General features: G+C 44.1%; 18 protein-coding genes. 4 read left to right on the forward strand and 14 right to left on the reverse strand.

What is annotated here, in order from left to right; translation table 11 throughout:
• Nucleotides 1-55: 55 nt before the first annotated feature.
• Together MHH89_RS15050 and MHH89_RS15055 are read left to right on the forward strand one after the other, a co-directional pair.
• Nucleotides 56-292: a DUF2626 family protein gene (locus MHH89_RS15050; RefSeq protein ID WP_036683705.1), complete on the forward strand. Its 237-nt coding sequence runs from the start codon at nt 56-58 to the stop codon at nt 290-292.
• A gap of 140 nt (nt 293-432) precedes the next feature.
• Nucleotides 433-1,560 (forward strand): coiled-coil domain-containing protein, encoded by a 1,128-nt coding sequence (locus MHH89_RS15055; RefSeq protein ID WP_254857085.1) that lies wholly within the window; start codon nt 433-435, stop codon nt 1,558-1,560.
• Here the strand turns inward: MHH89_RS15055 and MHH89_RS15060 are convergent.
• Together MHH89_RS15060 and MHH89_RS15065 are read right to left on the reverse strand one after the other, a co-directional pair.
• On the reverse strand, nt 1,552-2,778 hold the full coding sequence (locus tag MHH89_RS15060) for an extracellular solute-binding protein (RefSeq protein WP_076192073.1): 1,227 nt from the start codon (nt 2,776-2,778) through the stop codon (nt 1,552-1,554). The genes MHH89_RS15055 and MHH89_RS15060 overlap by 9 nt on opposite strands.
• Before the next feature lie 380 nt (nt 2,779-3,158).
• Complete coding sequence (locus tag MHH89_RS15065; RefSeq protein ID WP_036683710.1) at nt 3,159-4,490, reverse strand: PhoH family protein; 1,332 nt, start codon at nt 4,488-4,490, stop codon at nt 3,159-3,161.
• Between the two features lie 107 nt (nt 4,491-4,597).
• Here MHH89_RS15065 and MHH89_RS15070 point away from each other — a divergent pair, with 107 nt between their 5' ends.
• On the forward strand, nt 4,598-5,173 hold the full coding sequence (locus MHH89_RS15070; protein WP_076129034.1) for a YhcN/YlaJ family sporulation lipoprotein: 576 nt from the start codon (nt 4,598-4,600) through the stop codon (nt 5,171-5,173).
• 55 nt (nt 5,174-5,228) lie between these two features.
• On the opposite strand, the gene MHH89_RS15075 is transcribed toward MHH89_RS15070, so the two are convergent.
• The 6 genes from MHH89_RS15075 to MHH89_RS15100 all read right to left on the reverse strand — a co-directional run bounded on the left by MHH89_RS15075 (nt 5,229) and on the right by MHH89_RS15100 (nt 10,828).
• Nucleotides 5,229-5,681, reverse strand: coding sequence for a pyridoxamine 5'-phosphate oxidase family protein (locus tag MHH89_RS15075; RefSeq protein ID WP_076129033.1), 453 nt, complete (start codon nt 5,679-5,681; stop codon nt 5,229-5,231).
• 101 nt (nt 5,682-5,782) lie between these two features.
• Nucleotides 5,783-6,883, reverse strand: a complete 1,101-nt coding sequence (locus MHH89_RS15080) for an LCP family protein (protein WP_076129031.1) — start codon at nt 6,881-6,883, stop codon at nt 5,783-5,785.
• A gap of 82 nt (nt 6,884-6,965) precedes the next feature.
• Nucleotides 6,966-7,262, reverse strand: a complete 297-nt coding sequence (locus tag MHH89_RS15085; RefSeq protein WP_076179286.1) for a YlaH-like family protein — start codon at nt 7,260-7,262, stop codon at nt 6,966-6,968.
• 129 nt (nt 7,263-7,391) lie between these two features.
• Nucleotides 7,392-9,233 (reverse strand): translational GTPase TypA, encoded by a 1,842-nt coding sequence (typA, locus tag MHH89_RS15090; RefSeq protein WP_076129029.1) that lies wholly within the window; start codon nt 9,231-9,233, stop codon nt 7,392-7,394.
• A 205-nt stretch (nt 9,234-9,438) separates the two neighbouring features.
• Nucleotides 9,439-9,948 (reverse strand): hypothetical protein, encoded by a 510-nt coding sequence (locus tag MHH89_RS15095; RefSeq protein ID WP_076192076.1) that lies wholly within the window; start codon nt 9,946-9,948, stop codon nt 9,439-9,441.
• Nucleotides 9,949-10,168: 220 nt separating this feature from the next.
• Nucleotides 10,169-10,828 carry a TerC family protein gene (locus MHH89_RS15100; RefSeq protein WP_076136549.1) on the reverse strand — a complete coding sequence of 220 codons (660 nt, stop codon included), beginning with the start codon at nt 10,826-10,828 and terminating at the stop codon, nt 10,169-10,171.
• A 171-nt stretch (nt 10,829-10,999) separates the two neighbouring features.
• Here MHH89_RS15100 and MHH89_RS15105 point away from each other — a divergent pair, with 171 nt between their 5' ends.
• Nucleotides 11,000-11,692: a TerC family protein gene (locus tag MHH89_RS15105; protein WP_076278783.1), complete on the forward strand. Its 693-nt coding sequence runs from the start codon at nt 11,000-11,002 to the stop codon at nt 11,690-11,692.
• 67 nt (nt 11,693-11,759) lie between these two features.
• Here the strand turns inward: MHH89_RS15105 and thiI are convergent, their stop codons facing one another.
• The 6 genes from thiI to MHH89_RS15135 form a co-directional block, all read right to left on the reverse strand.
• Entirely contained in the window at nt 11,760-13,046 is a 1,287-nt protein-coding gene (thiI, locus tag MHH89_RS15110) for a tRNA uracil 4-sulfurtransferase ThiI (RefSeq protein ID WP_081386858.1), read from the reverse strand.
• 3 nt (nt 13,047-13,049) lie between these two features.
• A complete protein-coding gene (locus MHH89_RS15115) occupies nt 13,050-14,201 on the reverse strand; it encodes a cysteine desulfurase family protein (RefSeq protein WP_341087480.1) in 1,152 nt (383 codons plus the stop codon).
• A gap of 82 nt (nt 14,202-14,283) precedes the next feature.
• Nucleotides 14,284-14,988: a lytic transglycosylase domain-containing protein gene (locus tag MHH89_RS15120; RefSeq protein ID WP_038572880.1), complete on the reverse strand. Its 705-nt coding sequence runs from the start codon at nt 14,986-14,988 to the stop codon at nt 14,284-14,286.
• A 186-nt stretch (nt 14,989-15,174) separates the two neighbouring features.
• Nucleotides 15,175-15,585, reverse strand: coding sequence for a hypothetical protein (locus MHH89_RS15125; RefSeq protein ID WP_038572882.1), 411 nt, complete (start codon nt 15,583-15,585; stop codon nt 15,175-15,177).
• Nucleotides 15,586-15,597: 12 nt separating this feature from the next.
• Nucleotides 15,598-15,819 carry a DUF1540 domain-containing protein gene (locus MHH89_RS15130; RefSeq protein WP_036683762.1) on the reverse strand — a complete coding sequence of 74 codons (222 nt, stop codon included), beginning with the start codon at nt 15,817-15,819 and terminating at the stop codon, nt 15,598-15,600.
• A 166-nt stretch (nt 15,820-15,985) separates the two neighbouring features.
• Complete coding sequence (locus MHH89_RS15135) at nt 15,986-16,483, reverse strand: YpuI family protein (protein ID WP_036683764.1); 498 nt, start codon at nt 16,481-16,483, stop codon at nt 15,986-15,988.
• Between the last annotated feature and the right edge of the window lie 189 nt (nt 16,484-16,672).

The raw sequence follows: 16,672 nt of genomic DNA on the forward strand, positions 1-16,672 counted from the left end.
GTATAATAAATCGAAGGAATATTCGTGAGATACATACTGGAAGGGGGACTCTCTCTTGGACCGCATGTTTCGGGTATTAGGTTTTTTCACATTAGCTATTGGATTGATGGCTTTCGCCGGAGGTCTAACAGAAATGGCCTTGCTTTTCTTTTTACAAACTGCATTTTTCGTAATACTTGGCTATATGAAATTTACTGAAAAAACTTATGTTCTTCTCTTCTGGGCATACATGATTCTGACTTTCACCGGATTTAGTTATTGGACGATCTTTCAAATGGGTCTTCCACTATAAATTGCAGTACTCTTTTGGAGCGGATGAGGTCCTTATCTTATAAGGATCACTTCCGTTTTTTTGTTTGTATGCTATTTTAGAAGGGTTAAACATATTATTAGTACATACATATATCATTTCAAAAAAAAGGTGGTGGTGTGGTGCGCTCCCGCAATTTACAAAGCCGCATGATTGCAACCATACTAATTCTCTTCTGCTGTACTTTGTTTCCGTTACAACCTGTGAAGTACTTGTCTGCCGATCCTAGCGGTGATTTTTTCAATTCTGCTATACCAGATAATGAAGAAACCCGTAAACTACTTGAACAGACCTTGTCTTCTGCAGAAATTGAACGTGAAATCATCAAGATTACAGCCGAACAAAAAGCACTTGAACAAAAGGTAGAAAGCCTGAACAGACAAGCTACCCAGAAAAAAACAGCCATTGCGGACCAACAGGAACGGGCAGGTGCAGTTGTGCGTTCTTATTATATGGGGGATAGAGATAATCTTCTGGCCGCGTTTTTTTCAGCAAAAAGTATCAGCAGATTCCTGGCTCTGTTCGATTATTATGAGATTATTATTGGAAATGACCGCGATATTCTCTCACAATATGAAGAACAATATAAGGATTTGAAGGATACCCTTCAGACTGCGAAGCGAAACTCGGAAGAGCTCGCCCGATTGCGTACGGCTCTGGAGGAACAGCAAGTTCGGGTAAACGCGCTCAACAAGGATATTGAGGGTGGGATTAAAAATAGCAGCGATCCTGAAAATATGAGTACTCTACTTAAAGAATTCACATTATATTGGGAGAATATCGGCCTGCACGAGGTAAAAACTTATTTCAAGGCGTTATCCTCCGCAATGAATAAACTACCACAGTTTGTTCAGAATCGAGAGGGTGTACTGACCCGAAAAGGAATGACTTATGAGCTAAACCTGAAGGAAGAGGATCTGAATGAATTTTTGCAATCGCAGAATTCGCTGTTTAAAGACTTCGCCTTTCATTTCAATGACGGATCGATTACTGCCACTGGAAAAAGCGGAGCGCTAGCCCTTTCACTGACCGGTCACTATACCATTCAGGAAGAACCGATCAACGGCCTTATATTCCAAGTCGATCATATTGTATTTAACGGTCTTGAATTGCCTGACACAACAAGAAAAACGTTGGAAGAAGAATTTGACTTAGGCTTTTATCCAGGCAAAATAGTATCTTTCCTTCGTGCCACGGCAGTAGATAGCCAAGAGGGCGTCTTGCATGTTAAGCTTTCCATTTCATTTTAGGCCTTCTTTTAGAAATTCTTTGTAGCCTTCCGCATCTATCTGCCCTGTTAATAGTAACGATACAGCTTCAACAACCTTACTCCAGCCGCCCTGTGAATCATCCTCCGGGGCGGTTTCTTCTGTCAGCAATAGCTCAACATCGAAAGGAAGCTTGTATTTAAAAGCATGCTCCGAACGATAAAGAACATCAAGCGCCGGCAAGCTCCCCGTATTCTCCAACCAATCCAGCTGAGCATCCTCTGAGGTGATAAAGGTCAGCCAATTCACAGCTTCCTTTGGACTTTGAGATTGAGCTGGAAGGGCAAAAGATCGACTGTAACAGGATTCAAACCCACCCCCATTATTAGCAGTCAGGGCCGGTACAGCAGCAAGGGATGAATTTCCATGCTTCTGCCACTCGGATAACGGTAATGAAGCAACGGCGACACTACCTCCTTGGAGCATATCCCAGACATCTTTATTGTAGCGGCTGGTGAGATAAAAATAACTGCGGGCATTCTGAATCCAATTCAACACCTCTTGGTTATCTGCTAACAAGCTGCTATTCATGCTCTCCATTACCGCTGACAATCCATAAGGATTGCGGGTATCCATCGCAAGTAAATATTTCCCTTGCTCTTTTAGCACATTCTGAAGCAGGATATTCCACTCTTCGAGGCTTTTGGGTAATGCATTAAAACCCAGCTCCGCCAGCCGTTGTGGGGAATAAACAAGCACGTAAGGATCTATATCTAACGGGACTCCCCAATTATATCCATTCCACTGCATCCAGGGGATCAACTGTGTTAACGGTGCACTCCCCGGAACGCTCTGATACACATCCATCGGCAATAAATATCCACGTGTGGCCCAGTCCAGAATGCTTCGTCCATCTGCCATGACTATATCCGGGCTGTCCCCGATCGTTAAATCATGCTTCAATACCTCATCGGCATCCTCCATATCCACATTGCTTAAAATAACCTTTACTCCACTTTCTAAGGTATAACGGTTGCTAAGGAGCTCCAGTTCACTAAATTCTTCGCTATTTAACGATACTCTTATGTGTAAGCTATCTATAGTTCCCTCATCTCCGGAAGAGGGATGGGTCGACTGACTTTGTGGTCTTTTCATAGGACGTGGATCGTTACTGGTACTCAATTCCATACTGGGCGACAGGCTTGTCAGCGATAGTAGTAAAATTGCAAAAAGCAGCCAATAATTTTTGCGTTTCAGCACGATTTCCCACCTTCCCTTTTGATTGGTCTCCCCTATTTTACCAAACCCTCCGGTGCTTGTCTTTAGTTTGTGAAACCGTTCTCTTTCTATTATATGGGTGATACGCCAGAGGCATTAAAAATAGGAAGGTGATCTGACCGCCATTACAAGAAAGCTTTGGACTTCCGATCGCTGTTATCCTCAGATTTCCTGATCTAATTACCGCATCATGCGGTTAAAATCCGAGGATAAAGGCGAACGCTTCGCTTCTACAGTTCCAGACTTTCTTTCCATGGCTCTAATCACCACAACCAACTTTAAATTCCTCTGCCGTTTCCGGGCGGGCAGGAAAAAGCCGGGAGAGTTTGCTTCTCCCGGCTGAAAATAGGATTGATGAACCGTTAGAGTAGATCCGCGGCCAATTGCGCCAAGCGGGAACGCTCACCTTTTTCCAAAGTAATATGTCCGCTAATCCCTTGCTGTTTAAACTTCTCGACGATATAGCTCAGTCCGTTGCTCGCAGCATCCAGATATGGATGATCGATTTGCTCTGGATCGCCCATTAGAATGACTTTACTTCCTTCTCCCGCTCTGGAGACAATGGTCTTCACCTCATGGCGGGAAAGGTTCTGCGCCTCATCAATAATAATGAACTGCGATGGGATTGAACGGCCGCGAATATAGGTTAAGGCTTCTACCTGTATACTTCCTAACCCCATTAAGATTTTATCGATATCGCCAGCTTTTTTGGTATCGAACAGGAATTCCAGATTATCATAAATAGGCTGCATCCAGGGTCTAAGCTTCTCATCCTTCTCACCGGGCAAGTAACCAATGTCCTTACCCATAGGAACAACCGGACGGGCGATAAGCAATTTTTTGTATTTATGTTCATCCTCCACTTTGAATAGTCCGGCTGCAAGCGCCAATAACGTCTTCCCTGTCCCAGCCTTACCCGTGATCGTTACGAGTGGGATTTCATCATTTAGCAGCAGCTCCAGTGCCATTCGTTGTTGAGCATTACGGGCGCTAATCCCCCAAACCGAATCATTGCCCAGATAGAGTGGCTCCAGACGTGTGGCATCACTATTCACTTTGAGAAGAGCTGATTTGCCAGTGCCAATCTCATCCTTGAGAATCACAAATTCATGAGGGTACAACGGATACGACAACGCAAGCTGTTTTACCGTCAGAGAGCGGTGACTGTAATATTCATCAATCAATGCGGGATGAACCTGCAGAGATTGGTAACCAGTGTATAGTTCATTTAAGTCTCCAGTACGATCTGACAAATAATCCTCTGGCGTAATTCCCAGAACATCCGCTTTAATACGAACCAGTACATCCTTGCTCACAAGCACAACGGGACGCGGATCGGGCTTCTCATTCTCTTCATTCAAATAATTGAGAGCAACAGCCAATATCCGATTGTCGTTAGACACCTCGCCAAACATTTCCTGTACCTTCACAAAACTGCGATGGTTAAGTTCTACCTTCAGCTTGCCTCCATGCTCCAGTTCCACACCACTATGCAAATGACCTAGTTCCCGGAGTCCATCAAGCAATCGGGATACCGTACGGGCATTCCGACCGATTTCGTCAGCATTGCGCTTCTTGGAGTCGATTTCTTCCAGCACAACAGCCGGAATAACCACCTCATGCTCCTTGAAAGAGAAAATTGAATTGGGGTCGTGCAAAAGCACGTTGGTATCTAGCACAAATATCTTGTTCATATTATCCCCTCCACAGCGCCTGGTTTGATTGATCATACATAACTCTTTCCGCCAAGGGAAAAGATATGGTACAGAAACGATTCTTTGGCTGAAAGGAGTAATCACATATGAGAAAATCAATATGTCTGTTGCTGGTACTGCTGCTACTGACAAGCTGCGGTATCGCTAATAAAAAGACATCACCCTCTCCTCAGAATAAACAATCTGCGAATGCTGTAAAGGGTACGGGGAACCATGAGGTTCGGCAATTGTCCAATGATGGTGCGACTAATCCTAAAGCCACCTCAAAAGCTGGTCAAGCCGTCAATGTTAATGGAGAAAGTGAAATTGCACTTAAGGATCATTTTGAACAGTTGGCCAAAAGAGTTCCCGGTGTAAATGGCGCACACTGTGTAGTCATGAACAAAGTTGCCATTGTTGGTCTTGATGTAGAAGGTTCTCTGGGCCGTTCACGTGTAGGAAGCATCAAATATTCTGTAGCGGAAGCCATCCGCAAAGACCCAAGAAGTGTACGGGCGCTTGTCACTGCGGATATGGATCTCTCCAGCAGATTAGCGGAAATGAGCCGCCATATCTCCAAGGGACATCCGATATCCGGATTCTCATCCGAGCTGGCCGATATTATCGGACGAATCATGCCACAGCTGCCAGAGGATACCAAGCCGCAAAAAAATGCACAGTAGAGATTAAGAACAAAAGATGTTCTTTGAGTTCAAAAAAAGCCCAGTGATATTTTCACTAGGCTTTTTTCATGGCAGCAAATACTTGTCCGTCCAACTTCTCAGCGGCACGTCCATCATAAACTTTCGCATATCTTGGGGCGGAGTCCAGCTGCGCGCCGTAAAAAAGCGCGTTGCGGACCGCTTGAATTTCAACATCAAAACAGCACATCTTAAAAGGAACATCTTCTAGCGGGTCCTGCCTTACAGCAGCACTACCGTTAATGGCATAGACAGTTCCTTCACCAAACACAGTTATAGTTATTAATGGATTAACCTTCATATTATTCACAAGTCTTGAACGATGATCAATAGCCAAACGCACAGTACTAGGACTAACAGCATAAAGCCACGAAATAGCTGTGGATGTAGGACCGCCTGTCTCCGCATCAACTGTGTTTAGAAGAACAAAGGTTTCCGATTGCAGCATCGATAGCAAAGTTTCATTCAGCTGAGCAACGGCTTCGGACATAAGTACTGGCCCCCTATGCGACGTTAATTCATTCGATTTATTATATTATAGCACAGGCTGAAACTTGCATTCAATTTTAGCTATGGAAGATATTAAGGTCCTCAAGGCGTCTCAGCAGCTGTCGAATCAGCTCCCGTGGAAATTCCTGCAATCCGATCCTGCAAGCTTTTCTTAGCGGCCTCAAACTCCTCATCATTAATATATACATATGGACTTCGCCACGTTCCAGTAACCGGCTTGAATTCGATATTCTCTTTGGAAATCTTCCAATACGTCGCAATCATATCTTTGATTTGCGAATTTTCGATATCTGTCTTCATGTTACTGTCCACTGCATCAAGCACCTTGCCGATTTTTAATACGCCACCAAGCGATTGCATCTGATCCACCAGACTGTTCAGAACTTCGTTCTGGCGTTTGTTGCGATCAAAATCATCTGATGCGTTGGTCTTAGGCTTGCAATTGGATTTACGATACCGCACATAGTCCAGTGCATTTTTTCCATCCAGCTCTGCCGGACCCTTTTTCAGATTGATATTCGTGCCATCCACAGTGTCTGTATAACACATATTTTCACTAATATTTACTTCGACTCCCCCAAGCTCGTCCACTACATCACGGAAGCCCTGAAAATCAAGAATCGTTGTATAATCTACATCAATATCCAAATACTTACCCATCATCGTCTTCATCTCATCTTCAGCCAGTAGACCAGAGGATTTCTCCTTACCCTTGAAGCGAGCATAAAATTCATTAATTTTCGTCTTCTTATAGCCACTTAGCTCCACGTAGGTATCACGAGGAAGCGAAACAATAGTCGCTGATTTAGTCTTAGGATTAAGTGCTGCAACCATGATTACGTCAGTCAAATAAGACTCGTGTTTAGGTCTGTTATCCGTTCCCAGTATAAGCATTGTCAGTGGTTTTTCTGAAGCGGAATGCCCTGGAGCAACCGTACCCTCAACCCCTGCATTAAATACGCCATGCTCAAGCTTCCAATACAGATAACCGCCATAACCCAGCACGCCGAGGATCGCAATAATTAGCAAAGTTAACAATACTCTAACTAATCTGCCAAAAAAACCTCTCTTTTTCACTTTCTTTTTCGTTTTTTTCTTAGAAGCACCCTTCACAGGCTGTTTTCTATTAGTAGGTTGTTGCCCGTTTGCTCTTGGAGGTAAACCGCTGTTTCTTGTACTCATAATAGAATAAAGTCCTTTTCATTTCATTTAGAATTAGAATTGCTACATTAATTAGACGATCCTTAAGGTACAAAAGTTGCGATTACGATCTCTTCGCTGCTGCCGCAGCCTTTCTCTTCTGTCGGGCTTCTACTATATAACGTATCCGTACCATCAGCATTAATCCGACAGCAACCAACAGACACTGGATAATCGGAAGCTTATCATGTTGGAAAATGAGGAGCATGCCAGAGCCAACCGCCATCATTATGTAGAGCATGATTTCCTTGCCAATCGATAACTTTTGATTCACACGAAAGACTTGATTATAAACAAAAGTAAGCAATATAAAGATAACAATATAAGCGACGATTGGATGCTCAGCGAACCACACCTGCATAGATAACCGCACTCCTCCCAAATTTAAGATACGTTTACATTATATCATCAGTAGGGGAATTTTTTGTTTCTTATATTAAAAAAAGCCGCCGGATGCAATAATCCGGCGGTCTTATTCATAAGCATGTGTTTACGCGTTGGCTTGTGCTGTTTTACGTTGTTTCTCTACACGTTCGCGTTCGCCTTTGTTCAGAATCTTTTTACGCAAACGAATGGATTTAGGTGTAATTTCACAATATTCATCATCATTCAAATATTCAAGTGCGCCTTCCAAAGAGAAGGTGCGTGGTGTCTTCATTTTTACAGTATCATCTTTGCCTGAGGTACGCATGTTGGTAAGTGCTTTTTCCTTACAGATGTTAACGATAATATCGTTATCACGGGTATGCTCGCCTACGATCATACCTTCATAAATTTCTGTACCTGCATCCAAGAAGAGAATACCACGATCCTCAACACCCACGATTCCGTATTGAGTTGTTGATCCAGTCTCACTTGCTACAAGCACACCTTGATGACGTCCGCCAACTTGACCAGCAACCAGTGGAGCGTAGCTGTCAAAAGCATGGTTCATAACGCCGTAACCGCGTGTCAAAGTCAAGAAGTAAGTGTTGTAACCAATCAATCCACGTGCAGGAATCAGGAATTCCAGACGTACTTGACCCGTACCGTTGTTAATCATATTGACCATTTCGGCTTTACGAGTACCCAGACTCTCCATAACAGAACCCATGCTCTCTTCTGGAATATCAATCATTAGACGCTCAAGCGGCTCCATTTTGACACCGTCGATTTCTTTAATGATTACTTGTGGTTTAGAAACTTGCATTTCATAACCTTCACGACGCATATTCTCGATCAGAATACCAAGGTGAAGCTCACCACGTCCAGAAACGATAAATGCATCAGGACTATCAGTTTCTTCCACACGCAAACTCACGTCTGTTTCAAGTTCTTTAAATAGACGCTCACGTAGTTTACGGGAAGTTACCCATTTACCTTCTTTACCAGCAAAAGGACTGTTATTCACTAGGAATGTCATTTGCATGGTTGGCTCGTCAATCTTCAGAACCGGAAGTGCTTCAGGGTTTGCAGGATCAGCAATGGTCTCACCAATGTTGATGTCCTTGATCCCTGCAATAGCAACGATATCCCCTGCGCCCGCTTGCTCTGTTTCAATACGTTTCAAACCTTGGAAGCCGAACAATTTCTCGATACGTGCAGTTTTGCTCTTACCATCACGCATAATAACTGTTACAGATTGACCTTGTTTGATCACACCGCGGTTAACACGTCCAATCGCAATACGACCCAAGTATTCGTTATAATCCATCAACGTTACGAGGAATTGAAGCGGTTCTTCAACACTTTCGGTTGGAGCTGGAATATGTTCAACAATGGTTTCGTAGAGCGAAAGCATCGTTTCATCTTGTTTCTCAGGAACCATGCTTGATGTACCATTAAGAGCAGATGCATAAACAACAGGGAATTCCAATTGTTCGTCATTTGCTTCAAGTTCGATGAACAAATCGAGCACTTCATCAATAACTTCCTTAGGACGAGCAGCTGGACGGTCAATCTTGTTCACGACAACGATCGGTGTAAGTTTTTGTTCCAATGCTTTACGCAGAACGAATTTCGTTTGCGGCATGCAGCCTTCATAAGCATCAACAACCAGCAATACACCGTCAACCATTTTCATGATCCGTTCTACTTCGCCACCAAAGTCAGCATGTCCAGGTGTATCCACAATGTTGATCAAAAACTCTTTATAAGTAATTGCTGTATTTTTAGCTAGGATTGTAATTCCACGTTCCCGTTCGATATCATTAGAGTCCATAGCACGTTCTTGCAAGTGCTCATGGGCGCTGAAGATCCCCGATTGTTGAAGGAGCTGATCGACGAGTGTTGTTTTGCCATGGTCAACGTGGGCAATGATCGCAATGTTGCGAATATCTTTTCTTGAATGCATGATTTGTATCCAAATCCTCTCATTTATCAAATTAAAACTGTTAAAATTCATAGCATGTCACGGCAGTCTCACAAAAGAAGCGCCAGGCAGAAAGCCGACGCTTCAACATAACATTAATATTATAGTGAAAGTACCATGAAAAGCAAGTCTTTTTATGAAAAAACAGTTACCAATTTCCGTTTTTTTTCACAAGATCCTACAGCAATTAGCTTCGATACCATCTATTCCGGCCACGTGCTCTGCCTCGACCGGTAATCAGCCAAATTCCTACAGCTATTAATACAATCCCGATCAGGTAGATCGCGCCGGTGCCCATAAGGCTGAAAATACAAAGCGCAAGGCTTAGTAAGCCTAATGTTACAGCAATTGCTGACAGGCCACCCGTCCGTCTAGGTTCATAGATGGAGTATTCATACAAGCCCACGGCAAGACCAAGCAACAGCACAGGCCATAAGCTTCTCATAAGCCCCCATCCCCAAATATTGCAGAGGCCAAACAACAAACCATACACCGTTAATATCCCGGCAGGAACCAATACCGAGGCCGAAGCACGACGGCTGAAAAATAACATGTGTAGTACTATTCCTGGAATTAAAATCACTAGAGGCCAAAGCGCGCGCCCCAAAAATCCGAAGACGCCCAGCTTACCTAATAAAATCACGATGCCAGCAGCAACAATAAAAATTCCTAGCTGTATATCTTTCTTTGAAGACATCCTTCACCCATCCCTTCAATTTCACGTCTACCTCATTTCCTCGTCACCTTATAGCCTGAAAGCGACAGGATTCTTACTCATATATTATCCGAAACATACACAAAATGCCATCACTCCCTGTGATTAATCAGTGTCGATAACCGCTTCTGATCACGCAAAAAAAACGGACAATTCCAATTTATGGAGATGTCCGTTTAGTATTGCCTTTTATTGCAATTTATTAACCTGCAGATGTTTTTCTGCGTTTTATTGCTCCCGTAACGACAACTAATATTCCTAAGGCAATGGGCAAATAGGAATGTGAGGAAGGGAACAAAAAGGATAGCATCGTCCCTAATTTTGCATCCTGAAGCAACATATCCCCTGCTGTAAACGCCAATATATAAGCACCGATAAATACGAGCACTGGAAACCGGTGCAGCCAGCCTACAATAATGCCGCTTCCCCACACTACTATCGGAATGCTAAGGGCAATCCCGATGACAATTAAAGCCAAATCTCCTTTAGCTACTCCTGCAATAGCTAGTACATTATCCAGGCTCATAATGAAGTCTGCTACAAGAATCGTCCGGATTGCTTTCCAGACTGAGGATGATTCCCTTACTCTGAGATCCTCCTCTTCCTCCAAAAGCAGCTTGAACGCTATCCATAGCAGCAGCATTCCCCCTCCAGCCTGAATATAAGGGATTTTTAATAGCAATACCGCAACAAAAGTAAGCAAACACCGCAGAACAACTGCGCCTGCTGAGCCCCACCATACTGCAGTCTTTCGGTGCTTCGCCGAAAGATCCTTGCTGGCCATTGCGATAACCATTGCATTATCTCCGCTCAGCACCAGATTAATCATCAATATTTCACCAAGGAGCAATAATGAATCCATTCGCACTTACCTCCCCGAGTCACATGTAACTACTTGTATGTTCGGAAATGACAAGCTATGCTTCCTGTCCAACTTTTTTTGAGCGTGAACGCATGTTGGCTCCTTTTTTTGCGTATACAAAACTAAGCATATTTTGAAGCTCAATCTAACAAACTTGGGAGTGACTTCGCTTTGAATACATCCATTTGGGAGTTTATATTATCGCTGCTCAACATTATTTTTCTAGATCTTATTTTGGCGGGAGATAATGCCATTGTGATCGGTCTAGCGGCGCGTAATTTACCGTCAGACACGCAAAAGAAGGCTATCGTATTTGGAACAGCAGGTGCTGTAGTGTTGCGGATCTTCGCAACGATTCTGGTCGTATGGCTGTTGAAAATCCCCTGGTTACTGCTTGCCGGAGGGATTTTACTCATTCTGATTGCCTATAAGCTGTTAACCAGTGAGAACACTTCAACAGATATCAAGGCAGGTCAAAGCTTGTGGTCCGCTGTAGGGACAATCATTTTAGCTGATGCTGCCATGGGCCTTGATAATGTGATCGCCATTGCCGGAGCTGCCAAGCATAATATCTCACTGGTTATCATAGGACTGCTGATCAGTGTCCCCATCGTTGTGTGGGGAAGTACCCTTTTTATTAAATTAATCAACAAATATCCATGGATCATTTATATTGGTTCTGCTGTCTTAGGTTTCACTGCTTCAAGTATGATTACGGATGAACATCAGCTTGCGCCATTTTTTGATCATCATCCGCTGCTCAAATATCTGTTTATAATCGTGATCATTATAGGTATTTTGGCAGCGGGACATTGGAAACGCCAATCAAAACCAGAAGAGCCTCAGGAGGGCACAATCGTCTAAACCACAAAAAAACTGCCTCAGAACGTAGATTTCACTACGCTTCAAGGCAGTTTTTTGGTTTATTATTTTAGAACCATTCTTCCTGTAATCCAGCCTCGACACTTACAACATCACTAGGCTTCTCATCTCCATAGGGAGTGATTAACACGGTCTCTGTGGCTTCAATCGCCGCTTCCAGAAGTTCAGAATATCCCGGAAGCGTAGCCTCTATCTTATCCACAATCCGTAAATTCGGATTTGTTGTAGGTGATTTTGGAACAAATAAAGTACAGCAATCCTCATAAGGAAGGATAGACAAATCATAGGTACCGATGTTCTTCGACAGGTCCACAATATCACTTTTGTCCATCATTACCAGCGGACGCAGAAGGGGCAGGGTTGTCGCCCGGCCAATCACGTTCATGCTTGGCAAGGTCTGGCTAGCGACTTGTCCCAGACTATCCCCGGTTACAATCGCCAATGCACCTTCGCGCTCAGCAAGCTGGGTAGTAATTCTCAGCATTGCCCGTCGCATCAGTGTAATAATCAGATTATCCTGGCCGATGCCGGTAAAGGAAGTTTGCACTTCAGTAAAGGGTACCAGATGCAGCTTGATTACACCCGCATAACGTGACAATACCCGCGCAAGATCCACAACTTTTTGTCTAGCAAGCTCGCTTGTATAAGGATAACTGTAGAAGTGCACGCACTCCACTTCAAGTCCGCGCCGCATGGATGACCAGCCTGCTACGGGACTATCAATGCCACCGGACAGCAATAACATCGCTTTTCCGTTAGTGCCTAATGGAAATCCACCTACACCGGCAATATTTTCACAGAAAATATAAGTATGTCCCTGACGAATTTCGACCCTCAGCTCTAATTCAGGCGATTTAACGTCTACGGTGAGGCCAGGATATCCTTGCAATAGTGGTGTCGCGATCCGTTTATTCATCTCAATGGAGCCGTAAGGGAACTCTTTCCATACCCGCCGAGCATTAACCTTAAATCTGGTGCCCGGAGCAGGCGCGATTATCTCCAAAAATTGACGGCTGACCGCTACAATATCCTCAAGCTCTGACTTAGAAACCTTCACTGGACTAACTGAAGCAATGCCAAATACATTCTTCAGTGCTTGTACCAATTCAATCGCAGATTCCCCGTTCAATTCCACGTAAATTCTTCCGAATTCCTTGCTCAGAACTACGTTTGGATAAGGCTTAATCAATTCCTTCACATGACGCAGTACGGTTTTTTCAAATCGGGTACGATTTTTGCCCTTTAAAGTAAACTCTCCAAAACGCAGGAGCAGCATATCAGCGTATTCTATACTATGGGCTCTGCCTTCTGCAGATTCCTTGTTCATCATGCTCATTTGTTACTTCATTCCTCCTTCAGCAATCTTTAAAGCTTGTACCGCAGTGGTTAATGCTTGCTCAAGCGCAGCGACATCCTCATCTGTATGACTGTCGCCAAGGCTAATACGAATCCCACCTGAAGCACTGGAGACATCTTTACCCATAGACAATAATACACGACTAGGCTCAGCCAGTCGTGAGGAGCAGGCCGAACGGGTGGAGACAGCCATCCCCAGTTCCTCCAGCTTGCGGGCGAATACCTCTCCCTTCATGCCAGGGTAAGAGAAATGCACAATATGGGGAGCTCCATCCTCTCTGCTGTTTATAACAAATTCAGGAACGGTGCGCAAGAAGCGTAATAATCGATCTCGGAGTGGAACCAACTGGGCAACGAAGGTTTCGCGCTGCTCACCACTCATGCGGATAGCTTTGGAGGATGCGACAATCGCAGGTACATTTTCAGTTCCAGCGCGTTGTCCTTCTTCATGAGAGCCCCCTGTAAGCAATGGGAATAGCTTAATTCCCTCTTTGATATACAGTAATCCCACTCCACGTGGGCCTCGAAGCTTATGAGGAGACAGGCTATAAAGATCCACCTGCCAATCCTTTAAGTCAACTGCAAGCTTACCATATCCCTGAACACCATCTACATGAAATAAGGTTCGCGGATTCACAGCTTTAATCAGCTTCCCCATCTCTTTAAGCGGTTGTATCGTTCCAATCTCGTTATTGACATGCATCACACTAACAAGCACTGTGTCGCACCGGACAGCAGCAGCTACGCGCTCAGGATCAACAACGCCAGTGCTATCGGGTGCTACAAAAGTAACCTCCCAGCCCATTCGCTGCAATTGCAGGAAACTCTCATATACAGAGGGATGCTCTATTTTTGTAGTTACCAAATGGCGGCCTCTAGTCTGATATTGCAGAGCAGCGCCTTTTATCGCCAAATTATTGCTTTCCGTTGCACCAGAAGTGAATAGAATCTCCTGCGGTTGTACAGATAAAGCAGCAGCGCATACTTCACGCGACCGTCTGATCAGCTTACCCGCTTCACTGCCCGCACGGTGCAAAGAGGAAGGGTTCGCATAATGCAGCTTCATAATTTGTTCCATCGTCTGCACCACTTCTTCATAGGGCGGTGTAGCGGCGGCATAATCCCAGTAAAGCATATGTCAAATGTCTCCTTTACTTCGTTGAGTGAACTTATTATCGAAAAAGGATCAAACGGTGTTTCCCGTTTGATCCTTTTTATTATACCGCGTATTGAGCGCGAGCGCGTTCTATTTTAAAGATATAAGATTGTGTCTCTTTTGGAAGCAGGCTAAGTTTCTCCAATAATTCCTGATCATTGGTTACTCCCAGATCTGTTACCCGTCCCGGCCCTGCGTTGTACGCTGCAAGTGCCATCTTTTCCTCTCCGCCAAAGCGTTTCAGTTGATAAGATAAATAACGTACGCCGCCATCAATGTTTTGCGCCGGATCGAACGAATCAGTAACCCCTAAGCCGCTCGCGGTCCCATCCATAAGCTGCATTAAACCTTTAGCCCCTGCCGAAGAGACCACATTAGGATTAAACGAAGATTCAGTATCAATCACTGCTTTGATCAGATCAATCGGCACGCCATATTTAGCACTCGCCTTCTGGATGAGATCATCATAGCTCGTAGGTGTGGAACCCGTTATTTCCCCGGAAATTATGTTATTGAAGGTTTCTGTTGTCCCGCCTATCTGCTGCCATAACAAGCTGCTGACTGAAGTTGCATCCGGGAGAGAGGTCAAATAGCTTGAACTTTCACTACTCGTTGACATTGCCTGAAGCATTGTCGCAAATCCAGAAGCTGAAACTCCCGTTGACCGTTCATTTCCATTCGCGGAGCTAGTCTTTTCGGTTGTAGCCTTAAGGTTGATCCATTTAAGCTGCCCTAACCCGTCGGTTACAGCGGGATTGATCTGCATGCTGGCGCACTCCTTTTTTGTCCTACTCGAATCATATATAAGGTTTCGCGTTGAAATTTCGATGAATTACGGCTTAATCTTACATTTTATCTGAGATTATTGCTATATGTTGGAATGAAAAAACAGACTTCAGACCCTGATATTTAGGTCTAAAAGCCTGTTTAGATCAAAGCCATTCAGTTCTTTTTAGCGCGCAAAGGGAATCATCACGAAGTAACTTAGTGTCGCAACAATCCCTAAGCCCATTGCCCATGCCCCAAGCGTTTTTTGCTCTTTGACATAGGAATAATAACCAACTACGGCAGCGATGGGTCCGAGAATAAAAGACCAGATGAACAATGAGGCGATCCCCATCCCCAGTCCAACATACCCCATTACCCGGCTTCCACTATATTCCGCTTCACTGTCCTTGCGTTCTTCCACTATCCGCGGGGCATCCCGAACCTGCATTGGAACCGGATTTACCTCAGCAGCGTATTCTTCGCGATGCTCTCTGTCCCGCCGAGGATAGTCCACTCTCCGCGGACGAAGAATGACTTTTCTCGGACCGGATTGTTCCCGTGATGAGCTTGATTCATTATCCTTTTCTGTGTCCATTCTGGCGGCCTCCTAAGCGTTCGGCTTAAACGTCAGACAACATGTTGCAGATGATGTACTGGCATGATCGCGGTGACCTTCATTTGTCATTTCTTCAGCATATTCTTCCTTATAACCATTGCCTACGTGCTTATCGATCTCGATGACAATTTCTTCAGCCCGGCATAAATTATGCTCGCCCCAATAATGACAATTGCTCACGCTACATTTTACTAGTGGTTTTTCACTCGACATAATTATCACCTCGGCTTCATTATGTCCGCTCCATTTACCCGCTATTCGACAGAGTGGTTTCCAGTTGATGTATCGAGACAGGGCTTTTAATCCACGCAAAAAAGGACCAGCTCATTGTCATTACAAAATGACAAAGTGCTGATCCCTTTAGATCACTATTTAGAAGTTAAACCTGATTTTGCATACGTTTCTCGGTCAAATAGTCGTTCTCATAATAAATGAGATCATCGCGAAGATCTTCATACGTTTTGGTGATTTCTAGGATGATATCACGTGCGGGACGTACTGGCTTTTTGCGGAAACGGATTGCATCCTGACCTGTATAAGCGTATCGGCCATCTTCAGAATAACTTTCATTTTTCGGATAAAAGAAGTTGTTCACACCATAGTGATATACATTATAAAGCGCTTTCTGTGCAAAAGATTCATCGAATGTCGCACGACGCAGCGCAACGCCTAATTTCTCATATGACATTTCCGAGAACACTAATAGGTGACGAAGATCGGACAGAAAACCTTGGTAAAATTGTACGGTTTCCTCATCTCCCTCAACTACAAGCTGAGGCAATGCATGCTCATTTAGAAATACTTCCATTTTGTCGATTACCACTTTAAGTTTATCTCTCGTCGATTCACATAATTTCTGCACATTGGCTGCTGACATAGCGGTTGCTCCTCCTTATTATTCCCTGCTCTTGTAGTCAATAAAGTTAATCCTCTGAAAGAAACCGCCCTAAAGACGTATCTCTTTATTCTTGCAATATCAGGATGTGAACACAGAGAAGTCTAACCTTCTGAACAATTATTAAGAACAACATCTAATGAGGTATCTCTTACAAAATCAAGAAGACAA

Origin of the sequence: Paenibacillus sp. FSL H7-0323 (assembly GCF_038002725.1) — a bacterium.
Classification (GTDB): domain Bacteria; phylum Bacillota; class Bacilli; order Paenibacillales; family Paenibacillaceae; genus Paenibacillus_AQ; species Paenibacillus_AQ odorifer.

Excerpts from the sequence above, each read along its gene's own strand:
- MHH89_RS15065 (WP_036683710.1), bottom strand. The coding sequence starts at position 4,490 with ATGAACAAGATATTTGTGCTAGATACCAACGTGCTTTTGCACGACCCC.
- MHH89_RS15070 (WP_076129034.1), top strand. The coding sequence starts at position 4,598 with ATGAGAAAATCAATATGTCTGTTGCTGGTACTGCTGCTACTGACAAGC.
- MHH89_RS15075 (WP_076129033.1), bottom strand. The coding sequence starts at position 5,681 with ATGTCCGAAGCCGTTGCTCAGCTGAATGAAACTTTGCTATCGATGCTG.
- MHH89_RS15080 (WP_076129031.1), bottom strand. The coding sequence starts at position 6,883 with ATGAGTACAAGAAACAGCGGTTTACCTCCAAGAGCAAACGGGCAACAA.
- MHH89_RS15085 (WP_076179286.1), bottom strand. The coding sequence starts at position 7,262 with ATGCAGGTGTGGTTCGCTGAGCATCCAATCGTCGCTTATATTGTTATC.
- typA (WP_076129029.1), bottom strand. The coding sequence starts at position 9,233 with ATGCATTCAAGAAAAGATATTCGCAACATTGCGATCATTGCCCACGTT.
- MHH89_RS15095 (WP_076192076.1), bottom strand. The coding sequence starts at position 9,948 with ATGTCTTCAAAGAAAGATATACAGCTAGGAATTTTTATTGTTGCTGCT.
- MHH89_RS15100 (WP_076136549.1), bottom strand. The coding sequence starts at position 10,828 with ATGGATTCATTATTGCTCCTTGGTGAAATATTGATGATTAATCTGGTG.
- thiI (WP_081386858.1), bottom strand. The coding sequence starts at position 13,046 with ATGAGCATGATGAACAAGGAATCTGCAGAAGGCAGAGCCCATAGTATA.
- MHH89_RS15115 (WP_341087480.1), bottom strand. The coding sequence starts at position 14,201 with ATGCTTTACTGGGATTATGCCGCCGCTACACCGCCCTATGAAGAAGTG.
- MHH89_RS15120 (WP_038572880.1), bottom strand. The coding sequence starts at position 14,988 with ATGCAGATCAATCCCGCTGTAACCGACGGGTTAGGGCAGCTTAAATGG.
- MHH89_RS15125 (WP_038572882.1), bottom strand. The coding sequence starts at position 15,585 with ATGGACACAGAAAAGGATAATGAATCAAGCTCATCACGGGAACAATCC.
- MHH89_RS15130 (WP_036683762.1), bottom strand. The coding sequence starts at position 15,819 with ATGTCGAGTGAAAAACCACTAGTAAAATGTAGCGTGAGCAATTGTCAT.
- MHH89_RS15135 (WP_036683764.1), bottom strand. The coding sequence starts at position 16,483 with ATGTCAGCAGCCAATGTGCAGAAATTATGTGAATCGACGAGAGATAAA.